The sequence below is a fragment of the Bradyrhizobium sp. genome (assembly GCF_016213215.1).
In the GTDB taxonomy this organism is placed as follows: Bacteria; Pseudomonadota; Alphaproteobacteria; order Rhizobiales; family Xanthobacteraceae; genus Bradyrhizobium.
Genome location: NZ_JACRAW010000009.1, coordinates 49,299 through 67,724, shown reverse-complemented (window position 1 = coordinate 67,724; position 18,426 = coordinate 49,299). Strand labels below are relative to the sequence as shown.

Below are 18,426 nucleotides of genomic sequence, written 5' to 3'. Positions count from 1 at the left end.
GCTCCAACCGGATGCGAGACGCCAAAGAATCCGCGCGGCGACGGTGGCAATAGAGCTCGTCTCACCGGGGAGATCACGACATAAGCCGTTAAAACCATTCGCGCAGGGAAGGCCGGGTTGCTTCCGGCTGCCCTGTGGTCCCCCCGTGTGCGTTTGCGCACGGACCGCGGGTGCCAGCCGGCACCCGGCCTTCCCTGCGCCCTCTTCAATGAGAGAGGGTGAGCTTGAAGCAAACCTCGGGCGCAACGCGCCGCGAGAATGCGGACTCATATCCCCTCGGCTGCTTGAAAATCGAATTAGACCATTACAGAGAGCGATCGCCTCGCGTCCGACACGTCTTCAGTCCTCATGGTGAGGAGGCGCGCAAGCGCCGTCTCGAACCATGAGGGCCACGCTCCGGCCTTCATCCTTCGAGACGCCGCTTCGCGGCTCCTCAGGATGTGGAACATCATCGGATATGGCGCGCCCCCTACTCCGCCGCATCCCGCACCTCGGCGGGTTCGGCCCTCGCCGCGCAGAACTTGAACTCGGGGATCTTGCCGAACGGATCGAGCGCCGGGTTGGTCAACAGGTTCGCGGCCGCCTCCGCATAGCAGAACGGCATGAACACCATGTTCTCCGGCACGTCGCGATCGGACCGCACCTTGACCTCGACTGCTCCCCGGCGGGTCTCGAGGCGAATGAAATCGCCGGGGACCAGCTTCATGCGCCGCATGTCCCTCGGCGACATGAAGGCGACCGCCTCGGGCTCGATCTGGTCGAGAACGTTCGAGCGGCGCGTCATCGAGCCGGTGTGCCAATGTTCGAGCACGCGCCCCGTGGACAACACCATCGGATATTCGTCATCCGGCAACTCGTCGGGCGGAATGATATGAGCCGGCACGATCTTGCCGCGGCCGCTTTCCGTCGGGAAACCGGTGGTGAAGATGATCTCGTTGCCGGGCTTGTCGGGATCGTCGACCGGATAGGTCACGGCGCCTTCGCGAACCAGCCGCTCCCAGGTGATGTTGTTCAGCGAGGGCATCACCTGCGCCATTTCGGCGAAGACGTCGGCCGGGCCGCTGTAGTTCCAGTCAAGCCCCATGCGCCTTGCGATCTCCTGGATGATCCAGAGATCCTGCCGCGCATCGCCCGGCGGCCTGATCACCTGACGCGCCAGTTGCACGCGGCGGTCGGTGTTGGTGAAGGCGCCTTCCTTCTCCGCAAACGCGGACGCCGGCAGGATGACGTCGGCATGGAAGGCGGTCTCGGTGACGAACAGGTCCTGCACCACGAGGTGATCAAGTCTTGCAAGAGCCTCGCGCGCGTGCTGCAGGTCGGGGTCGGACATCGCGGGATTCTCACCCTCGATGTACATGCCCCTGATTTCGCCGGCATGGATCGCGTTCATGATCTCGACAACCGTCAGGCCGCGCACCGGATCGAGATCCTTGTGCCACAGCTGTTCGAATTTGCCGCGCAAGTCGTCCCGGCCGACCGGCTGGTAGTCGGGCAGGAACATCGGGATCAGCCCGGCATCGGACGCGCCCTGCACGTTGTTCTGTCCGCGCAGCGGATGCAGCCCGGTCCCGGGACGGCCGACCTGGCCGGTGATCAGTGCCAGCGCGATCAGGCAGCGGGCGTTGTCGGTGCCGTGCACGTGCTGGCTGATGCCCATACCCCAGAAGATGATCGAGGCCTTTGCACGGGCGTACATCCGCGCCACCTCGCGCAGCGTGTCGGCCGGGACGCCACAGATCGGCGCCATCTTCTCCGGGGTGAACTCCTGGATCTTGGCCTTGAGCTCCTCGAAGCCCTCGGTGTAGCCGGCGATGTACTGGTCGTCGATCAGGCCTTCTGTGATGATGGTATTGATCATCGCGTTCAGCATCGCGACGTCGCTGCCCGGCTTGAAGGCGAGATGCTTGTAGGCATGGCGCGACAGCGACTGGGTGCGCGGATCCATCACGATCAGCTTGGCGCCGCGGTTGGCCGCGTTCTTGATGTAGGTCGCCGCGACCGGATGGTTCACGGTCGGATTGGCGCCGATCACGATGATGACTTCCGCCTCCATGGCTGCGGCGAAGGGCGCGGAGACCGCGCCGGAATTCAATCCCTCCATCAGCGCCGCGACCGAGGAGGCGTGGCACAGCCGCGTGCAGTGGTCGACATTGTTGGAGCCGAAGGCGGTGCGCACCAGCTTCTGGAACAGGTACGCCTCCTCGTTCGAGCCCTTGGCCGAGCCGAAGCCCGCAAGCGCCTTGACGCCGTGCTCGTCGCGGATCTTGACGAGGCCCTTGGCGGCGATGTCGAGCGCCTCCTCCCAGGAAGCCTCGCGGAAATGAGTGAAGGGATTGGCGGGATCGACCTGGTCGTTGGCGTCCTTACTCGCATTGGGCAGCCGCACCAGCGGCCTGGTGAGGCGATGCGGATGATGGATGTAGTCGGAGCCGAAGCGGCCCTTGACGCACAGCCGGTTGTGATTGGCGGGACCGTCGCGCCCTTCCGCGTAGATCACCTTGTCGTCCTTGACTTGGTAGGTGACCTGGCAGCCGACGCCGCAGAACGGGCACAGCGAGTCGACCTTTTTGTCGGCATAGGTGACGCGGGTCTGCTTCTCGTCCAGCATCACCGCCGGCATCAAGGCGCCGGTCGGACAGGCCTGCACGCATTCGCCGCAGGCGACGCAGGTGGATTCACCCATCGGATCGTCGAAGTCGAACACGATCTTGGCGTCGGCGTTGCGATAGGCCATGCCGATCACGTCGTTGACCTGGACCTCGCGGCAGGCGCGCACGCACAGGCCGCACTGGATGCAGGCATCGAGATTGACGCGCATCGCCGGATGGCTGGCATCAGGCCTCCAGCGCTCGACCGCGGGGAAGCGGCTTTCGGTGACACCGGTCTTCTCGGCCCAATGCCAGAATTTCGAGTCCGGATCGTGCGAGGTCTCGCGCGCCGGCTGGTCGGCGACGAGGAGCTCCATCACCATCTTCTGCGCCGCAACCGCGCGGGAGCTTGCCGTCTTGACCTTCATGCCGACGGAGGGCGTGCGCTTGCACGATGCCGCCAACACGCGCTCGCCCTCGATCTCGACCATGCAGGCGCGGCAGTTGCCGTCGGGGCGATAGTCCGGCGCGGGCGAATGGCACAGATGCGGGATCTCCTGGCCTTGCCGCTTGGCAACCTGCCAGATCGTCTCGCCGGGATTGGCCTCGACCTGCTTGCCGTCGAGCTCGAACGTAATCTTCATCATTCGGCCGCTTCCTTGAACTCGTCAGGGAAATATTTGATCACCGATGTGAGCGGATTGGAGGCCGCCTGTCCGAGGCCGCAGATCGATGCATCGCGCATCGCCTGGCTCAATTCCTCCAGCAGCGCCCGGTTCCACACCGGCCGTTGCATGAGCAGCACCGCCTTCTGCGTGCCGACCCGGCACGGCGTGCACTGGCCGCAGCTCTCGTCCTCGAAGAAGCGCATCAGGTTCAGCGCGGCTTCGCGCACGCTGTCCTTGTGCGACAGGATCACGATCGCGGCCGAGCCGATGAAGCAGCCGTATTTTTCCAGGGTGCCGAAGTCGAGCGGGATGTCGCCCATCGACGCCGGCAGGATGCCGCCGGACGCGCCACCCGGCAGGTACGCATGGAAGGTGTGCTCATCGGCCATGCCGCCGCAATATTCATCGATCAGTTCGCGAACCGTAATGCCGGCCGGCGCCAGCTTCATGCCGGGATTCTTCACCCGGCCCGAAACCGAGAAGGAGCGCAGACCATGACGGTCGTTGCGGCCATGGCTGTTCCACCAGTCGGCGCCCTTCTCGACGATGTCGCGCACCCACCACAGCGTCTCGACATTGTTGATCAGGGTCGGCAGGCCGAACAGGCCGACCTGGAACGGATAAGGCGGCTTGTGCCGCGGCAGGCCGCGCTTGCCCTCGAGGCTTTCCAGCAGCGAGGATTCCTCGCCGCAGATGTAGGCGCCGGCGCCGCGGCGCAGGTGCAGGCGCGGACCGCCCTCGGGAAGCTTCGCGATCTCGCGCTCCAGGATTTCGCGCGACACCGGATATTCGTCGCGCATGTAGATGTAGACATCGCTCGCTTCCACCACTTGGGCGCCGATCAGCGTGCCTTCGATAAAGCGATGCGGATCGGTCTCGAGATAATAGCGGTCCTTGAACGTGCCCGGCTCGCCTTCGTCGCCATTGACCGCCATCAGACGCGGACCGGGCTCGCCCAGCACCGCGCGCCATTTGCGCCCGGCGGGAAAGCCCGCGCCGCCAAGGCCGCGCAGGCCGGCGTCATCGAGCGCCTTCAAGAGCTCTTCCCGCGGCAATTCGCCCGAGCGCAGCCGGTTCAGAACCCTGTAGCCGCCGGCCGCAACATAGGAGTCATATCCGATGTAGTTCGGCAGATGCGCATGGGTCTCACCGGCCTTTGCTGTGGCGAGCACATTCTCGACGGTCGCGCGATCGACGAAGTTGTGGCCGACCTCGGCCGCCGGCGCGGTGTCGCAGCGGCCGACGCAGGGCGCGCGCACCACGCGGATGGAAGGACCGGCCTTGCTCTGAAGCTGCTCCAGAAGCTTCTCGCCGCCCAGCATGGCGCAGGTGAGCGAGTCGCAGACGCGGATGGTGAGCGGCGCAATGTTCGGCTCGCCTTCCTTCACGACGTCGAAATGCGCGTAGAAGGTCGCGGTTTCGAATACTTCGGCGAAGGACAGCTTCATTTCGTCCGCCAGCGCCGCGAGATGCGCCGCGGAGATCTGGTGATACTTGTCCTGGATCAGGTGCAGATGTTCGATCAGGAGGTCACGCCGCCGCGGCTTGTCGCCGAGCAAGAGTTCGATCTCCTGTGCGGCGGCCGGATCGACCTGGCGGCCCTTGGACGTCGCCTTGGCCCGCCGTCGTCCTTCGCCGGGATGCTCGAAGGAGCGAACCTGGTGCACGTCATGACTCATCGCGTCCCGTCCCGTCATCTTGCGGCTGATCAACCCTATCCTCTGGCATGCCAGATGCCAACCAGATTATCGTGGGCTAGTAAGCATTTGAGGGCCTTCCAGCCTTCACCCCACGCCGGTGTTGATCGGCAAATTCCCAAAGGCTCGGCCTCAGCTCCTGTTCATGCCGATCTCAAAACCAGCGTTCTTCGTCGGCGAGGCCTCTGTTCTCAGGTTCCATTCAGAACTTCGGCTTTGTTTGCGATCCAGTCGGAAACTCCGCCTTCAATGTCAGCCTTGGAGTCTTGAACACTCAGCGACGCGGGAAACGCAAGGCAAAATCGACACCGGCCGCGAAAATCAGATGCATTGGAACCTATGCGGCAACACTCTCGACTGGCAAAGGACAATGTCCGAGCGATCAGGCGTCGGAAGCCTCATTTGCTTTCCCTATCGCGCCATTCGCCTTCTCTATCAAAAAGACGATGCGGCCTTCGCTGCGCTCGGTGATCTCAACCTTGTCACCCGTCTCGCGGATCAGGTTGGGAATGTCGATTACCGACAGCGGATCCGTGCAGTGCACCTCGAGCTGGTCGCCGGCCTGCAACGGCTTCAAGGCCTTTCGCGTCTTGAGCGCCGGCAACGGACATTTCAGTCCGGTGAGATCGATTTTCGTCCTGGTCATGCGAGGAACATGAACATCCGGGTCGTCAAGGTCAACGCGGCATCGTCAGATCAGGCTCGCATAAGCGAGGAAGCCGACGTTTTGGGCCGGTTCGACCTGCGTGACGCTCTCGCCAAGCTCGACCAGCCCGTCGGTGTCGACCAGCGACGACAACAGTCCCGCGCCCTCGCGCGGAAACTTGACGGCCTCGAGCGCGCCGTCCCCGCCTTTGCGCAGGCTGACGCGGACATATTCGCGCCGGCCCGGCTTCTTCCTGTAAGTGAACGCGGCGCGCACGGGCATTGGGACGAGCGGTTCGGGCAACGCACCGGACAGCGCCAGCACCGTCGGCCGCACCACATGGACGAAGGTGACGAAGCTCGCGACCGGATTTCCAGGCAGGCCGATAAAGGGCGTGCCGCCGATGATCCCCATTGCCACGGGCCGGCCGGGCTTGATCGCCATGCGCCACAACACGAGCGTCCCGATGCTCTCGACCGCCGCCTTGACGTGATCCTCCTCGCCCGTCGAAACGCCTCCGGTGGTCAGGATCAGATCATGTTCGCCGGCGACCTTCTTCAGTCCGCCGGCAAGAGCTGTGTGCTCGTCGCGCAGGATGCCGAGGTCGCTGACGTCGCAGCCGAGGCGGCGCAGCATCGCCATCAGCATGACGCGGTTGGAATCGAACAGCTGCGCGGCAGCACGCTTCTCGCCCGGCGCAGCCAGTTCGTTGCCGGTCGAAAACACCGCGACACGGATCCGCCTGACAACCTCGAACCCGGTCAGTCCGAGCGCCGCACCAAGCGCGACATGCTGCGGACGCAGGCGTTGGCCCGCCGGCAAGGCCATCGTGCCTTGCGGAATGTCTTCGCCGGCCGGCCGAACGTTCGCGCCCGGCTTAAGTCCCGGGGGCAGCAACACCTTGCCGGAGGCATCGATCCGGACATCTTCCTGCATGAACACGGTATCCGCGCCCGGCGGCATCGGCGCGCCGGTGAAGATACGCGCGGCGTGGCCGGGCTCGAGCGGCGCGGTTGCCGCGGCGCCGGCCTGAATGCGGCCGGAGATCGGGAATGCCTGCTCCGACGTGTTCGGAAGATCCTCGCTGCGCACCGCGTACCCATCCACGGCGGAATTGGTGAAGGGCGGCAGCGGCAGCGGCGCAGCGATGTTGCGTGCGAGCACACGACCATCCGCATCGACAAGTCGCACGGTCTCGAGGTCGACGACCGCATGCACGCGCGCAGCGATCAGCGCGACGGCTTCATCGACCGACATCATCGGCCCACCGAAGGCAAAGCAGTCGTCGGACAGTTGCGCCATCGTGCCTCTTCAGTCCTGCGCCGGGCGGATTGCGATCAGGTCGTCCAGCGGCATCGCCGCCTGCTGCATCAGCGCGGCGATCGAGGAGATATCATCGAGATGGGCCAAGGGAAGGCTGGTTTCAACGGAGCTATCGGTCGCGATGCCCACGATATGGGGATCGCCGGGAAACAGAAACGGCTTGCCGTTGGCGGAACGATGCACCTCGATCTTGCGAAGCCGCTCGCGCTTGAACCCCTCGACAACGACGAGGTCGACAGGAGACAGCTTCCGCAGCAGATCGGAAAGACGCGGCTCGGGCGCCCCGCGCAGTTCATGCATCAAGGCCCACCGTCTCTCGGAAGATACCAGGACCTCGGTCGCGCCGGCCTCGCGGTGGCGCCAGGAATCCTTGCCCGGCACGTCAACGTCGAAATGATGGTGGGCATGCTTGATCACGGAAACGCGCAAGCCCTCCTTGAGAAGGTGCGGGATGAGGCGCGCAAGCAGCGTGGTCTTGCCGGCGCCGCTCCAACCTGCGAGGCCAATCACTTTCATCCGAGGTCAACCTCCGCCAGCGGCGCACGGCCGGTGGAACCGCCGCACCCGCGGTCATTGCGAGGAGCGAAGCGACGAAGCAATCCAGACTATTTCCGCGGCTCGATTCTGGATTGCTTCGCTGCGCTCGCAATGACGGTCGAAGCGGCATTTCGTGTTCAATTCCCGACATGCTTATATCGGCTTGGCCCGATTGTCATGCTAACGTCCTTGCCATGATGAAGATCGACAAAGCACCGTTTCCTCTGATCGTCCCAAATCCGGAAGATCCGCGGCTGACCCGACGCGTCACCGGGGTCGACCAGACCGGCGCCAGGGTCGAACTCAAGGTGCCGATGGAGCGGCCGCTGACGCTCTACCTGAACGCCCAGGAGATCGTCACCATGATGACGATCGGCGACTATCCGGACTATCTGGCGCTCGGCTACCTGCTCAACCAGAACATGCTCAAGTACGACGACGTCGTCACCGAGGTCGAATATGACGACGATCTGCAGGTGGTCGTGGTGCGGACCGAGCACCACACCAACTTCGAACAGAAATTGAAGAAGCGCACCCAGACCTCCGGCTGCGCGCAGGGCACGGCGTTCGGCGACCTCCTGGAGGCGGTGGAAAGCGTCGCGCTACCGAAGGCGGAGCTGCGCACGTCCTGGCTCTACCAGATGACGCAAACGATCAACACCATGCCTTCGCTTTATCTGGAGGCCGGCGCGATCCACGGATGCGTGCTGTGCAAGGAAGGCACGCCGCTCTGCTACACCGAAGACGTCGGACGCCACAACGCGGTCGACAAGATCGCCGGCTGGATGTACCGGCACCGCGTCGATCCCGCCGACAAGATCCTCTACACCACCGGGCGCCTGACTTCCGAGATGGTGATCAAGACCGTGCGCATGGGAATTCCGATCCTGGTCTCGCGCTCCGGGTTCACCGCCTGGGGCGTCGATCTCGCACGCCAGGTGGGACTGACCCTGGTCGGGCGCACGCGGGGAAAGCGATTCATCGCGCTGTCGGGCGAGGAGCGCATCGTCCAGGATCAGAACCTCGCCTATGTCGAGGAAGAGTCGGCGCGGCACAGGCGCAAGGGCGAAAGCCATGACGACTGAGATTCCGCCGACGCCGGGGGTGCTGCTCGCCGGCGGCCTTGCGCGCCGCATGGGCGGCGGCGACAAGCCGATGCGCACCATCGGCGGGCGCACCATCCTGGAGCGCGTCATCGCACGCCTCAGCCCGCAATGCGACGGGCTGATCCTCAACGCCAACGGCGATCCGGCGCGCTTTGCCGCATTCGGTCTTCCCGTCCTCGCCGACGACGTTCCCGGCTTTCCCGGACCGCTCGCCGGCATTCTGGCCGCGCTCGACTGGGCGGCGGCCAACCGGCCCGAGGCCGAATGGGTGCTCAGCACTGCAACGGATTGCCCATTCCTGCCGCGCAACCTCGTCGCACGACTGCACCAGGAGCGCGCCGCGGGGAATGCGCAGCTTGCCGTTGCCGCCTCCGGCGGACAGACCCATCCGGTGATCGGGCTGTGGCATGTCGGCCTGCGCGAGGAGCTTCGCCACGCGCTGGTGAAGGAAGACATCCGCAGGATCGACCGCTGGACCGCGCGCTACAGGCCCGCCACCGTAGACTGGCCGGCCGAGCCGCTCGACCCGTTCTTCAATGCCAATACGGTGGAGGATATCGCGGAAGCGGAGCGGCTGGCGGCACTTGATGGAGACTAGGAACTATGCCGGCCGGAAGCCGGCTCGATCGAGTGCCGCGCGGCTCTCCGGCGAGGCCAGCGCATCGAGAAAGGCCTGCACGGCCGGGCGTTGCTTGCGCTCTGTGACGAGCGCGAAATCATAATGCTCTTCGGCGAGCGGAATGAAACCGAGACCCGAGGCTTGCGCGACCGGCGCAATGGCCATGCCCCAATCGGCGCGATGCTGCGCCACCGCAGCCGCAACCGCGTTATGCGAACGCGGCTGGTTCCAATAGCCTTCCGGCCGTGCGCCGCCGAGCAGCCGGTCAATCAGGATGCGCGTGCCCGCCCCCTGGTTGCGGTTCACCATGATGCAGGCGGGATCGGTGAGCGCAGCACGCACGGCATCCGGTGCGGAAAGGCCTTCGAAGCGCCGATCGCCCTTGCGGAACACAATGCCCTGCATGCGGCGCCAGCCCGGCACGAGTTCAAGGCCCTCGGCCAAGAACGGGGTGTTGTAGGTCTCGCTTCGATCGTCGAACAGATGGATCGGTGCCAAATCGCACTCGCCGCGCCGCGCCGCCCCGAGCCCGCCACTACTGCCGACCGCGATCGAGCGCACGGACAGGCCCGCGCGGGCAAGTGGAGCGGTGACGAGATCAAGCCCGGTGCAGTGGCTGCCTATGATCACGAGATCCGGCACGCGTACATGCGGGGTGAACAGCGTCACCTCGGCTTCGGTGCCGGCCGGCATCTGGTCGGCGAGCGCATCGATGCGCAGGAAACCGTCGGCCTGCGCGAACGAAGTGATGGCACCGGAGCCCTTGCCGGAAGGATAGGCGATCAGTCCGTTGCGGCCTTCGATCAGCGCGACCATCACGAATTCGGTGCGACCGAGTTCGGAGGCAATCCGCACCGGCACTGTCGCGCGAACCTTGGCATCGGTGCGCGGCGGCAGGCCGGCCATCCGCCGCAATACCGGCACGATCATGTCGTGGAACGTGAACATCGCCGAGGTCGGAAATCCCGGCAGGATCACCACCGGTTTGCCGTCGCAAACCGCAAGGCACAGCGGCTTGCCCGGTTTGAGCGCCACGCCATGGGCGATGATGCCCGGCTTGCCGAGTCGGTCGATGATGCGGTGGGACAGATCGCCTGCGCCCTTCGACGTGCCGCCGGAAAGCACCAGCATGTCGCTTTCGAGGAGCGCCTGCCGCATTGCGGCCTCGAGCTTTGCCTCGTCGTCGGGAATGGCGCCGAGAAACATCGCCTTGCCGCCGTTCTCGTCAATTGCCGCGGCGACGATCGCGCCGTTGGTGTCGTAGATCGCCGCCGGCCTGAGCGGCGAGCCGGGCTGCACCAGTTCATCGCCGGTCGAGATGACGCCGACGCGCAGCTTGCGGATGACGGCAACTTCCGCGATCCCGCACGCCGCCAGCATGCCGATCTCACGCGAGCCGACTACCGTTCCCGCCCGCAGCACGGTTTCGCCGCGCGCGATGTCAGAACCCGCATAGGAGACGAACTGTCCGGGCGAAAGCGCGCGGCGAACGTCGATGGCGCCGGCACCCGCCGGCTGGGTGTACTCGACCATCACGACGGCGTCAGCGCCGCGGGGCAGGGGAGCGCCGGTTGCAACGAGCGTCGCGCTTCCCGACAGAACCGGCTTTGTCGGCGCGATGCCGCAGGCCACCGTTTCACCATTCAGGATCAGGCGAACCGGCGCGCCCTCGCCGGCGGAAGCAACATCAGCCGAGCGCACGGCAAAGCCGTCGACATTGGACCGATCGAACGGCGGCACGTCGAGCGGCGCGATCACATCTTCGGCAAGCGCGTGGCCGAGCGCGTCGGCAAGCCTGCGCCCCTCGCTCGGGATTTCGCGCGGAAACAGCGCGGCCTGAAACCGTTCAAGCGCCTCTTCTCGCGACAGGATAGTCAGGAACTGGTCCTGATCCAGGCTGTCGCCGTCTTTGGGCAGCGGAACCTTGTCCATTGTGTAACCTGTCACTCGCGCCATAGATGGGCATCGACGGGCGTGCCTGCAGCAAAGCCTTCGCTCCAGGCCGGAACCAGGAGCCAGGCCTCGGCGCGCACAATGGCCTCAAGCGACAGGTGGCCGACCGCGAGCGGCAACCATGCGCCTTCCCGCTGCTCGAGCAACGCAATCTCGGCCAGACCGACGCTGGAAGCAATCTTGCGCGCCAAAGGCCGTGTGACCGGGCTGCTGCGCTCTCGCCCGCACAAATGATCCAGCGCCGGCACAGCCAGCGTGAGCCACGCGGCCAACGCCTGATCCGGCGATCCCGGCAGAGCCAGTGCAGGAACGGCGCCAACGCGTGCGATAGCTGCAGTTCGTCCGGGCTGCAGCGCGACACCATGCACAAGAACCTCGCCGCGCCCGGCGAGCGCGGAAATCGTCGCGTCGTTGCGGCCGACGCCACTGCCGCCGATGGTGATCAGGAGGTCGCAGTCGCCGATATCGAGCATCCGCGCGACCGAGCCCGTATCGCGCGCCCTGGCTTCGATGTTCGTGACGCTGGCGCCGGTCGAGCGCGCGTAATCGGCGATCAGACGTGCGGTGGCGTCTCCGCCGGGAAGGTTGACGATGCGCAGCCGGGGGCGGCGCACCTGCAATTTGCCCAGGCCTGCCGCACGCGCGACCAGGAAATCCAGCGAACCTATGGGAATGCCCGGCACGATGGGCGGCGGACCTCCGGCGAGATCGCTGCCGGCACGCCGCACGCCCCGTCCCGGCGCCCCTTCCGCGACGATTTCGGCAATCGGACCGGAGGTTTCGACGGCGTCCGCATCAAGCACGCAGTCGCATCCGTCCGGCATGGCGTCGCCAACATTGACCCAGACCGGCGGCCTCACCTGCGGTAGCGGAGAATAGGACGAGGCGCCGATCACATCATTGGTGCCCACCGCCCAGCCATCGGCAGCGGCAACATCGAACGCTGGACATGGTGAAACAGCCGGCATCTCCGCCGCAATGCAGCCGAGCGCCTCTTCAAGCGAAAGCTCCATCGGCGGCACCGGCTGAAGCCCGTGCAGCAATGTTGCGAGCGCCTGGTCGTACGGCGTGAGCGATGATGGCAGGCGCTGGGTGGTCATGGGTATGGTGGACCATGCATCGCACGGTTTGGCAATCTCCCAGACGTCCCGGCGAAAGCGGGACGTCTCAAATCCAGATCGCGACAGCTCCGAGGTTGCGGCCCTCACCTTCCCCTCTTGTCGGCGTTGGGGAAGAACAGCTGCTGGCCGTCGATCCTGTAGCCGGCGATCCCCGTCTGGCCTTCCGGGGAGATCAGCCAATCGATGAAGGCCTGGCCAAGTTCCTTCTTCACCGATGGATGCTTTTCCGGATTCACCAGAATGATACCGTATTGGTTGAACAGGTGCTTGTCGCCTTCGACGAGGATGACGAGATCGCCGCGGTTCCTGAACGAGATCCAGGTGCCACGATCAGAGAGTACATAGGCGTTCATCGCGCTCGCCGTGTTGAGGGCCGCGCCCATGCCCTGCCCGATCTCGCGATACCACGGGCCCTTCGCACTCGCGATGTCGATCCCTGTCTGCCTCCACAATGCAAGTTCGGCCGCGTGGGTGCCGGAACGATCGCCGCGCGACACGAACGGCGCCGCCTTGGCTTCGATGGTCCTGAGCGCGGTTACGATGTCCCTGCCCTTGATACCTGCCGGATCGCTCTTCGGACCGATCAACACGAAGTCATTGTACATGACGTCGAACCGCTTCACGCCAAAGCCTTCTGCGACAAACTTCTCCTCCTGCGGTCTGGCGTGCACGAAGACGACATCGGCATCGCCGCGTCGGGCGGTGTCGAGCGCCTGCCCGGTTCCCTGCGCGATCACCTTCACCTCGATGCCGGTCCTCGCCTTGAAAATTGGCAACAGATAGCCGAACAGCCCGGAATCCTGCGTCGAGGTTGTCGAAGCGACGACAATCGAGCGCTCCTCGGCCAGCGTCGGCATGGACCCCGCGATGATGCCGAACAGGACCGCGAACGTGAATGACACAAGGCGAGAGCCCATGAAATCCTCCTTCCATTCAGATCACGAGATCGCCGCGCAGGAAGGTTGCAGCCTCCGATGTCGACGGACGATCGAAGAAATCGCCGACGGCGGCGCGTTCGCACACGGCCCCCCGCACCATAAAAACAACCTCGCCGGCGAGGCGCCGCACCTGGCCGAGATCATGCGAGGCCATCACGACCTTGACGCCCGATTGCGCCGCCATCCGCACCACATCTTCCACGCTGCGCGTTGCGGCGGGGTCGAGATTGGCGGTCGGCTCGTCCAGCAGGAGGATTTCTGGATCGCGCGCCAGCGCCCGTGCTAGCGCCAGGCGCTGCTGTTCGCCGCCGGACAGCCGCCGGGCCGGACGGTCGCCAAGCTCGGCAAGTCCCACGCGCTCCAGCAGAAAGGCGACCCGCTGCGCGCGCTCGCCGCGCAGCGTACCTGCCTGCGCCAATCCATAGGCGACGTTGGCCGCAACCGATCGCCGCAACATCGCCGGTCGCTGAAACACGATGGCGCGACGCACCGGCGCATGATCGGTACGGCCGCCCCAGCTGATGCGGCCACTGGTCGGCGCGACAAGCCCCATGCACAGCCGCAGCAGGCTGCTCTTGCCGGCGCCGTTCGGACCGACGATCAGCGTCGGCGCTCCAGGGGTGATCGTCAGGGTAATGCGATCCAAAATCGTGGTCGCACCCGCCCGCACCGATACATCATCGAGCAGCAACGGCAGGTTGCTCATCAGCGCGCGCATCATCCGCTCACCTGGCGTTCGGACCACAGGCGGGTGCCCCATGCCGCGGCATTGATGAGGAGCACGATGACGATGAGGATGGACCCCAATCCCATCGCCAGCGGCAGATTGCCCTTGGACGTCTCCAGCGCGATCGCCGTGGTCATGGTGCGGGTGAAGCCGTCGATATTGCCGCCGACGATCATCACGGCGCCGACTTCCGCGGCGGCGCGGCCGAAACCGGCGAGCCATGCGGTCACCAGGCTGAACCGCGCATCCCACAACAGGGTTGTGATCCGGCCGAGCGGGCCGACGTCCATGGCCGTCAATTCATCGCGATACTCGATCCAGAGGTCTTCGACGGTCTGCCGCGTCAGGGCGGCTATGATCGGCACGATCAGCACCGTCTGCGCGAACACCATCGCAGCGGGCGTGAACAGAATCCCGAATTCGCCGAGTGGCCCCGAGCGCGACAACAAAAGATAGAGCGCAAGCCCGACCACGACCGGCGGCAGGCCCATCATCGCGTTGAGCAGCACGACGACGACGGCGCGGCCGGGAAAACGAACGAGCGCTGCCAGCGCACCGAGCGGCATGCCGATGACGGCCGCGAGCGCGGCGGCGGACAGGCTGACCAGGAGCGAAAGGCACACGATCTCAAAGAGTGCTGGATCGCCCGTGATGATCAGTTGCCAAGCGGTTGGTTGATCGGACATGGTGCCTCCGTAACCGCATTCATCCGCAGGGATTCTAGCTGATAGTCAAATGGCGGAAAATAGGCAGAAGAATGCACAAAGGCGCAGCATGGAGTTCCTGACGACCAGTGAGGCCGCGGACTATCTCCGCCTTGGCGAGCGTAAGCTGTACGAACTGGTTACCTCAGGCGCGATCCCTTGCAGCAAGGTGACGGGCAAGTGGCTGTTTCCCCGCCCCGAACTCGACCTGTGGGTACTCTCGGGTCTGGCCCGGCCGGCCGGCATGCTGGTCGCCGAACCGCCGCCGATCATGGGCGGCAGCCAGGATGACCTCCTCGAATGGAGCCTGCGGGAGTCCGGCTCGGGGCTCGCCTCGCTGAACGAGGGCACCGGGCGGGGCATCGAACGGTTGCTGCGCGGGGAGGTCGTAGCCGCGGCTGTGCACTTCCACGGCGTCGATCCATCCGACGATCCCAGTAATGATGCCAATGTCACAGCGGTGCGGGCAACGCCGGGCCTGCATGACGCCGTGCTGGTGGGCATGGTGCGGCGCGAACAGGGTCTCCTGCTGCCGGCGGGCAACCCAAAGCAATTGCATAGCTTGGCCGACGTTCTTTCCTCCGGGGCGAGAATGGCGGTGCGGCAACCGGGCGCGGGGGCCCAGATGCTGCTCGAAGCGCTGCTGGCGCGCGCGGGCGCATCCCGCAACGATCTGCGCCGGCTCGATGCACCGTGTCTGACCGGTCCCGATCTCGCCGCCGCCATTCGCGCCGGTAACGCGGATTGCGGGGTGGCTACCCGCGCTGCAGCAAAGTCCGCCGGGCTCTACTTCGTACCGCTGGTCTGGGAGAACTTTGATCTGGTGATGCGGCAGCGCAGCTATTTTCGGCCGGCAATGCAGGCGCTGATCAGGTTCCTCACTCAGGATCGAATCAAGCAGCGAGCCCACGAGCTGACGGGGTACGATTCCGGACCTGCGGGCAGCATCCGCTTCGCAGCTTGAATCCCAGCTGCGGTCTCGGGATCCCGGCCCGAAAACAGCAGGCCGAGCGCCTTTGCCTCCAGGCGGAGGGCGTTGACGCCCACCCGCAAATAGTTGCAAAAGAAACCAATTGGCAAAAGCAATAGCGGCCAATGAGCCGCGGATGAGGGAGGACTATGTGAAAAGTGCCAGGAGAGGACTGTCCACCATTGCCGCTTTTGCGGCCGCGACGCTGCTGTCGTCGGCCGCAATGGCGCAAGCCTCAGATGACGTCGTCAAGATCGGTGTTCTCACCGACATGAACGGGCCGGCATCGACACCGACCGGCCAGGGCTCGGTGACCGCCGCCCAGATGGCGGTGGAGGATTTCGGCGGCACGGTGCTTGGCAAGCCGATCAGCGTCATCGTTGGCGACCATCAGCTCAAACCCGATATCGGCTCCAGTCTTGCGCGGCGCTGGTACGACGTCGATCAGGTCGATCTGATCGTCGATGTGCCGGTGTCGGCGGTCGGGCTTGCCGTGCAGAATGTCGCCAACGAACGGAAGAGGCTGTTCATAACGCATTCGACCGGCGCAACTGACTTCCACGGCAAGTTCTGCTCGCCTTACGCGATCCAGTGGGTGTTCGATACCCGGGCGCTCGCGGTTGGCACGGCGCAGGAAGTGGTGAAGCGCGGCGGCGACAGCTGGTTCTTCATCACCGACGACTATGCGTTCGGGCACTCGCTTGAAAAAGACGCATCAGCCGTCGTCACCAAGAACGGCGGCAAGGTGCTGGGCGCAGTGCGGCCGCCTTTTGCAACGCCCGATCTGTCGTCCTTCATTCTGCAGGCGCAGGCGTCGAAAGCGAAGATTATCGGCATTGCCGCCGGCCCCCCCAACAACATGAACGAGATCAAGACTGCCGGCGAGTTCGGCGTGTTCAAAGGCGGCCAGCAGATGGCCGCGCTGCTGGCGCTGATTACCGACATCCACGGCCTCGGATTGCAGGCGGCGCAGGGTCTGTTGCTGACGACCTCGTTCTACTGGGACATGGACGAAAAGACCCGGGAGTGGTCGAAGCGCTTCTTCGCCAAGACCAATCGCATGCCAACGATGTGGCAGGCCGGCGTCTATTCATCGGTCATGCACTATCTCAACGCGATCAAGGCGACAGGCACCGACGATCCGCTGAAGGTCACCGCGAAGATGCGGGAAAAGCCGATCGAGGATTTCTTCGCCCGCAACGGCAAGCTGCGCGAGGACAATCTGATGGTGCACGATCTGTGGCTGGTGCAGGTCAAGTCGCCACAGGACAGCAAATATCCGTGGGACTACTACAAGATCCTGACCAAGATCTCCGGCGAGGAAGCCTTCGGCCCGCCGGACCCGGCCTGCCCGTTGGGGAAGAAGTGACTGCGTAGCAGTCATTCCGGGATGCGCCAACTGGTCCGGCGAAGCGCGTCCCGATGAGGCTTCGCGCAGACCTGGAATCTCGAGAATCCACGGTGCGTAATTACGCACCGGGGTTTGCGTCATGCCGATTTGGCCAATTTGAGCCCTGCGGTGTAGGCAAGGTCGGGATTTTGTGGAAGCATGGGCCCAGCAACGACAAGAAAACATGGGGGGAATGATGATCCGTAGTTTCCGCACGCGCTTGTTCGGCCTGGTCTGCCTTGCGAGCCTTTTTGTGGCGACCGTCCCCGCAGCAGCCGCGGATTATCCGACCCGGCCGGTGCGATGGCTGATCGGATTTTCGGCCGGTGGCCCGGTCGACATCGTGGCAAGGATCATGGCGCAGTGGCTGTCGGATCATTTCGGCCAGCAGTTCATCGTGGAGAACCGAACCGGCTCGGGCGGGAACATCGCGGCTGCGGCCGCGATCAATTCGCCGCCGGACGGCTACACGCTGTTGTTCGTCGCGCCTAACAATGCGATCAGCACCTCGCTCTACAAGAAGCTGCCTTACGACTTCCTGCGCGACACCGCGCCGGTCGCCAGCATCATGCAGCTCACCAACCTGATGATCGTGTCGAACGCGATGCCGGCGAAGACCGTTCGGGAATTCATCGACTACTGCAAGGCCAATCCCGGCAAGATCTCCTACGCCTCCTCGGGCAACGGCACGTCGGTTCACATGTCGGCCGAGTTGTTCAAGGCGATGACCAAGTGCGACATGCTGCACGTGCCCTACCGCGGCTCGGCGGCGGCCCTGCCCGATGTCATCTCCAACAAGGTGCAGCTGATCTTCGACAACCTGCCGTCGGCACTGGAACAGGTGCGCGGCGGCACTGTGCGCCCGCTCGGCGTCACCTCCCCGCAGCGCTGGCCCGTGGTGCCCGATATTCCGGCGATTGCCGAAACCGTGCCGGGCTTTGAATCGGTCGGCTTCTACGGCATTTCCGCCCCCAAGGGCACGCCGCCGGAGGTCATCGAGATACTCAACAAGGCGGTCGGCGAGGCCCTGAAGGATCCGAAGCTGGTGGCGCGGCTCAAGGAAACCGGGGGCATCCCGAAGCCGATGACGCCTGCCGAGTTCGGCAAGCTGGTGGCGGACGAGACCGAAAAATGGCGCAAGGTGGTCGAGTTCGCCGGCGTGTCGGTGGACTGAAGCGCATCGCGCTTTAGTCCTTTGATTGAGCATGATCTTGTCGGAAAACCGGTCTCCACTTTTCCGGATCATGCTCGAGCCACGGCATTGCACCCTCGCCGCGCGCCCTGTAAACGGTGGCAGCACCGCTGCCGCCGTTTTGGCAGGTCGCGGCGGGGCCTGTAGCTCAATGGTTAGAGCCGGCCGCTCATAACGGTCTGGTTGCAGGTTCGAGTCCTGCCGGGCCCACCAACCAAATCAGTGGGTTAGCTAGCCCATGAACGAC

Annotated in this window: 15 protein-coding genes and 1 tRNA gene; 6 read left to right on the top strand and 10 right to left on the bottom strand. The window is 64.8% G+C overall.

The annotated features are described in order from the left end of the window. Positions 1-469: 469 nt before the first annotated feature. The 5 genes from fdhF to mobB all read right to left on the bottom strand — a co-directional run bounded on the left by fdhF (position 470) and on the right by mobB (position 7,438). Positions 470-3,235, bottom strand: a complete 2,766-nt coding sequence (fdhF, locus tag HY852_RS03055; protein WP_291602487.1) for a formate dehydrogenase subunit alpha — start codon at positions 3,233-3,235, stop codon at positions 470-472. After that, on the bottom strand, positions 3,232-4,935 hold the full coding sequence (locus HY852_RS03050) for an NADH-ubiquinone oxidoreductase-F iron-sulfur binding region domain-containing protein (RefSeq protein WP_291602485.1): 1,704 nt from the start codon (positions 4,933-4,935) through the stop codon (positions 3,232-3,234). The genes fdhF and HY852_RS03050 overlap by 4 nt, the downstream gene beginning before the upstream one ends. A 400-nt stretch (positions 4,936-5,335) precedes the next feature. Continuing rightward, on the bottom strand, positions 5,336-5,599 hold the full coding sequence (locus HY852_RS03045; RefSeq protein ID WP_291602483.1) for a sulfurtransferase TusA family protein: 264 nt from the start codon (positions 5,597-5,599) through the stop codon (positions 5,336-5,338). A gap of 45 nt (positions 5,600-5,644) precedes the next feature. Next, positions 5,645-6,901: a gephyrin-like molybdotransferase Glp gene (glp, locus tag HY852_RS03040; protein ID WP_291602481.1), complete on the bottom strand. Its 1,257-nt coding sequence runs from the start codon at positions 6,899-6,901 to the stop codon at positions 5,645-5,647. A 9-nt stretch (positions 6,902-6,910) separates the two neighbouring features. Then, a complete protein-coding gene (mobB, locus tag HY852_RS03035; RefSeq protein WP_291602480.1) occupies positions 6,911-7,438 on the bottom strand; it encodes a molybdopterin-guanine dinucleotide biosynthesis protein B in 528 nt (175 codons plus the stop codon). A 215-nt stretch (positions 7,439-7,653) separates the two neighbouring features. On the opposite strand from mobB, the gene HY852_RS03030 reads away from it, so the two are divergent. Together HY852_RS03030 and mobA are read left to right on the top strand one after the other, a co-directional pair. Further along, the gene (locus tag HY852_RS03030; RefSeq protein ID WP_291602479.1) at positions 7,654-8,544 is read left to right on the top strand and encodes a formate dehydrogenase accessory sulfurtransferase FdhD; all 891 of its coding nucleotides are present in this window, start codon (positions 7,654-7,656) and stop codon (positions 8,542-8,544) included. Then, entirely contained in the window at positions 8,534-9,163 is a 630-nt protein-coding gene (gene mobA, locus HY852_RS03025) for a molybdenum cofactor guanylyltransferase MobA (RefSeq protein ID WP_291602478.1), read from the top strand. Before HY852_RS03030 ends, mobA begins: the two co-directional genes overlap by 11 nt. 3 nt (positions 9,164-9,166) lie before the next feature. Here the strand turns inward: mobA and HY852_RS03020 are convergent, their stop codons facing one another. The 5 genes from HY852_RS03020 to HY852_RS03000 all read right to left on the bottom strand — a co-directional run bounded on the left by HY852_RS03020 (position 9,167) and on the right by HY852_RS03000 (position 14,609). Then, on the bottom strand, positions 9,167-11,116 hold the full coding sequence (locus tag HY852_RS03020; RefSeq protein ID WP_291602476.1) for a molybdopterin biosynthesis protein: 1,950 nt from the start codon (positions 11,114-11,116) through the stop codon (positions 9,167-9,169). An 11-nt stretch (positions 11,117-11,127) separates the two neighbouring features. After that, a complete protein-coding gene (locus HY852_RS03015) occupies positions 11,128-12,237 on the bottom strand; it encodes a molybdopterin-binding protein (RefSeq protein WP_291602473.1) in 1,110 nt (369 codons plus the stop codon). Between the two features lie 104 nt (positions 12,238-12,341). Next, complete coding sequence (locus tag HY852_RS03010; RefSeq protein WP_291602497.1) at positions 12,342-13,115, bottom strand: substrate-binding domain-containing protein; 774 nt, start codon at positions 13,113-13,115, stop codon at positions 12,342-12,344. Between the two features lie 76 nt (positions 13,116-13,191). Beyond that, positions 13,192-13,914, bottom strand: coding sequence for an ATP-binding cassette domain-containing protein (locus HY852_RS03005; RefSeq protein ID WP_291602495.1), 723 nt, complete (start codon positions 13,912-13,914; stop codon positions 13,192-13,194). Continuing rightward, positions 13,914-14,609 carry an ABC transporter permease gene (locus HY852_RS03000; RefSeq protein WP_291602471.1) on the bottom strand — a complete coding sequence of 232 codons (696 nt, stop codon included), beginning with the start codon at positions 14,607-14,609 and terminating at the stop codon, positions 13,914-13,916. The genes HY852_RS03005 and HY852_RS03000 overlap by 1 nt, the downstream gene beginning before the upstream one ends. A gap of 88 nt (positions 14,610-14,697) precedes the next feature. Between HY852_RS03000 and HY852_RS02995 the strand changes: the two genes are divergently transcribed. The 4 genes from HY852_RS02995 (at position 14,698) to HY852_RS02980 (ending at position 18,392) form a co-directional block, all read left to right on the top strand. After that, positions 14,698-15,591, top strand: coding sequence for a helix-turn-helix transcriptional regulator (locus HY852_RS02995; protein ID WP_291602493.1), 894 nt, complete (start codon positions 14,698-14,700; stop codon positions 15,589-15,591). A 229-nt stretch (positions 15,592-15,820) separates the two neighbouring features. Further along, positions 15,821-16,966 (top strand): ABC transporter substrate-binding protein, encoded by a 1,146-nt coding sequence (locus tag HY852_RS02990; RefSeq protein ID WP_291602491.1) that lies wholly within the window; start codon positions 15,821-15,823, stop codon positions 16,964-16,966. A gap of 205 nt (positions 16,967-17,171) precedes the next feature. After that, positions 17,172-18,161 (top strand): tripartite tricarboxylate transporter substrate binding protein, encoded by a 990-nt coding sequence (locus tag HY852_RS02985; protein WP_291602469.1) that lies wholly within the window; start codon positions 17,172-17,174, stop codon positions 18,159-18,161. 155 nt (positions 18,162-18,316) lie between these two features. After that, positions 18,317-18,392: transfer RNA gene (locus tag HY852_RS02980), tRNA-Ile, on the top strand. Positions 18,393-18,426 lie beyond the last annotated feature (34 nt).

Excerpts from the sequence above, each read along its gene's own strand:
- HY852_RS02990 (WP_291602491.1), top strand. The coding sequence starts at position 15,821 with ATGGCGCAAGCCTCAGATGACGTCGTCAAGATCGGTGTTCTCACCGAC.
- fdhF (WP_291602487.1), bottom strand. The coding sequence starts at position 3,235 with ATGATGAAGATTACGTTCGAGCTCGACGGCAAGCAGGTCGAGGCCAAT.
- HY852_RS03005 (WP_291602495.1), bottom strand. The coding sequence starts at position 13,914 with ATGCGCGCGCTGATGAGCAACCTGCCGTTGCTGCTCGATGATGTATCG.
- glp (WP_291602481.1), bottom strand. The coding sequence starts at position 6,901 with ATGGCGCAACTGTCCGACGACTGCTTTGCCTTCGGTGGGCCGATGATG.
- HY852_RS03020 (WP_291602476.1), bottom strand. The coding sequence starts at position 11,116 with ATGGACAAGGTTCCGCTGCCCAAAGACGGCGACAGCCTGGATCAGGAC.
- HY852_RS02995 (WP_291602493.1), top strand. The coding sequence starts at position 14,698 with ATGGAGTTCCTGACGACCAGTGAGGCCGCGGACTATCTCCGCCTTGGC.
- HY852_RS03015 (WP_291602473.1), bottom strand. The coding sequence starts at position 12,237 with ATGACCACCCAGCGCCTGCCATCATCGCTCACGCCGTACGACCAGGCG.
- HY852_RS03010 (WP_291602497.1), bottom strand. The coding sequence starts at position 13,115 with ATGCCGACGCTGGCCGAGGAGCGCTCGATTGTCGTCGCTTCGACAACC.
- HY852_RS02985 (WP_291602469.1), top strand. The coding sequence starts at position 17,172 with ATGGGGGGAATGATGATCCGTAGTTTCCGCACGCGCTTGTTCGGCCTG.
- mobB (WP_291602480.1), bottom strand. The coding sequence starts at position 7,438 with ATGAAAGTGATTGGCCTCGCAGGTTGGAGCGGCGCCGGCAAGACCACG.
- HY852_RS03050 (WP_291602485.1), bottom strand. The coding sequence starts at position 4,935 with ATGAGTCATGACGTGCACCAGGTTCGCTCCTTCGAGCATCCCGGCGAA.
- HY852_RS03045 (WP_291602483.1), bottom strand. The coding sequence starts at position 5,599 with ATGACCAGGACGAAAATCGATCTCACCGGACTGAAATGTCCGTTGCCG.
- HY852_RS03030 (WP_291602479.1), top strand. The coding sequence starts at position 7,654 with ATGATGAAGATCGACAAAGCACCGTTTCCTCTGATCGTCCCAAATCCG.
- HY852_RS03000 (WP_291602471.1), bottom strand. The coding sequence starts at position 14,609 with ATGTCCGATCAACCAACCGCTTGGCAACTGATCATCACGGGCGATCCA.
- mobA (WP_291602478.1), top strand. The coding sequence starts at position 8,534 with ATGACGACTGAGATTCCGCCGACGCCGGGGGTGCTGCTCGCCGGCGGC.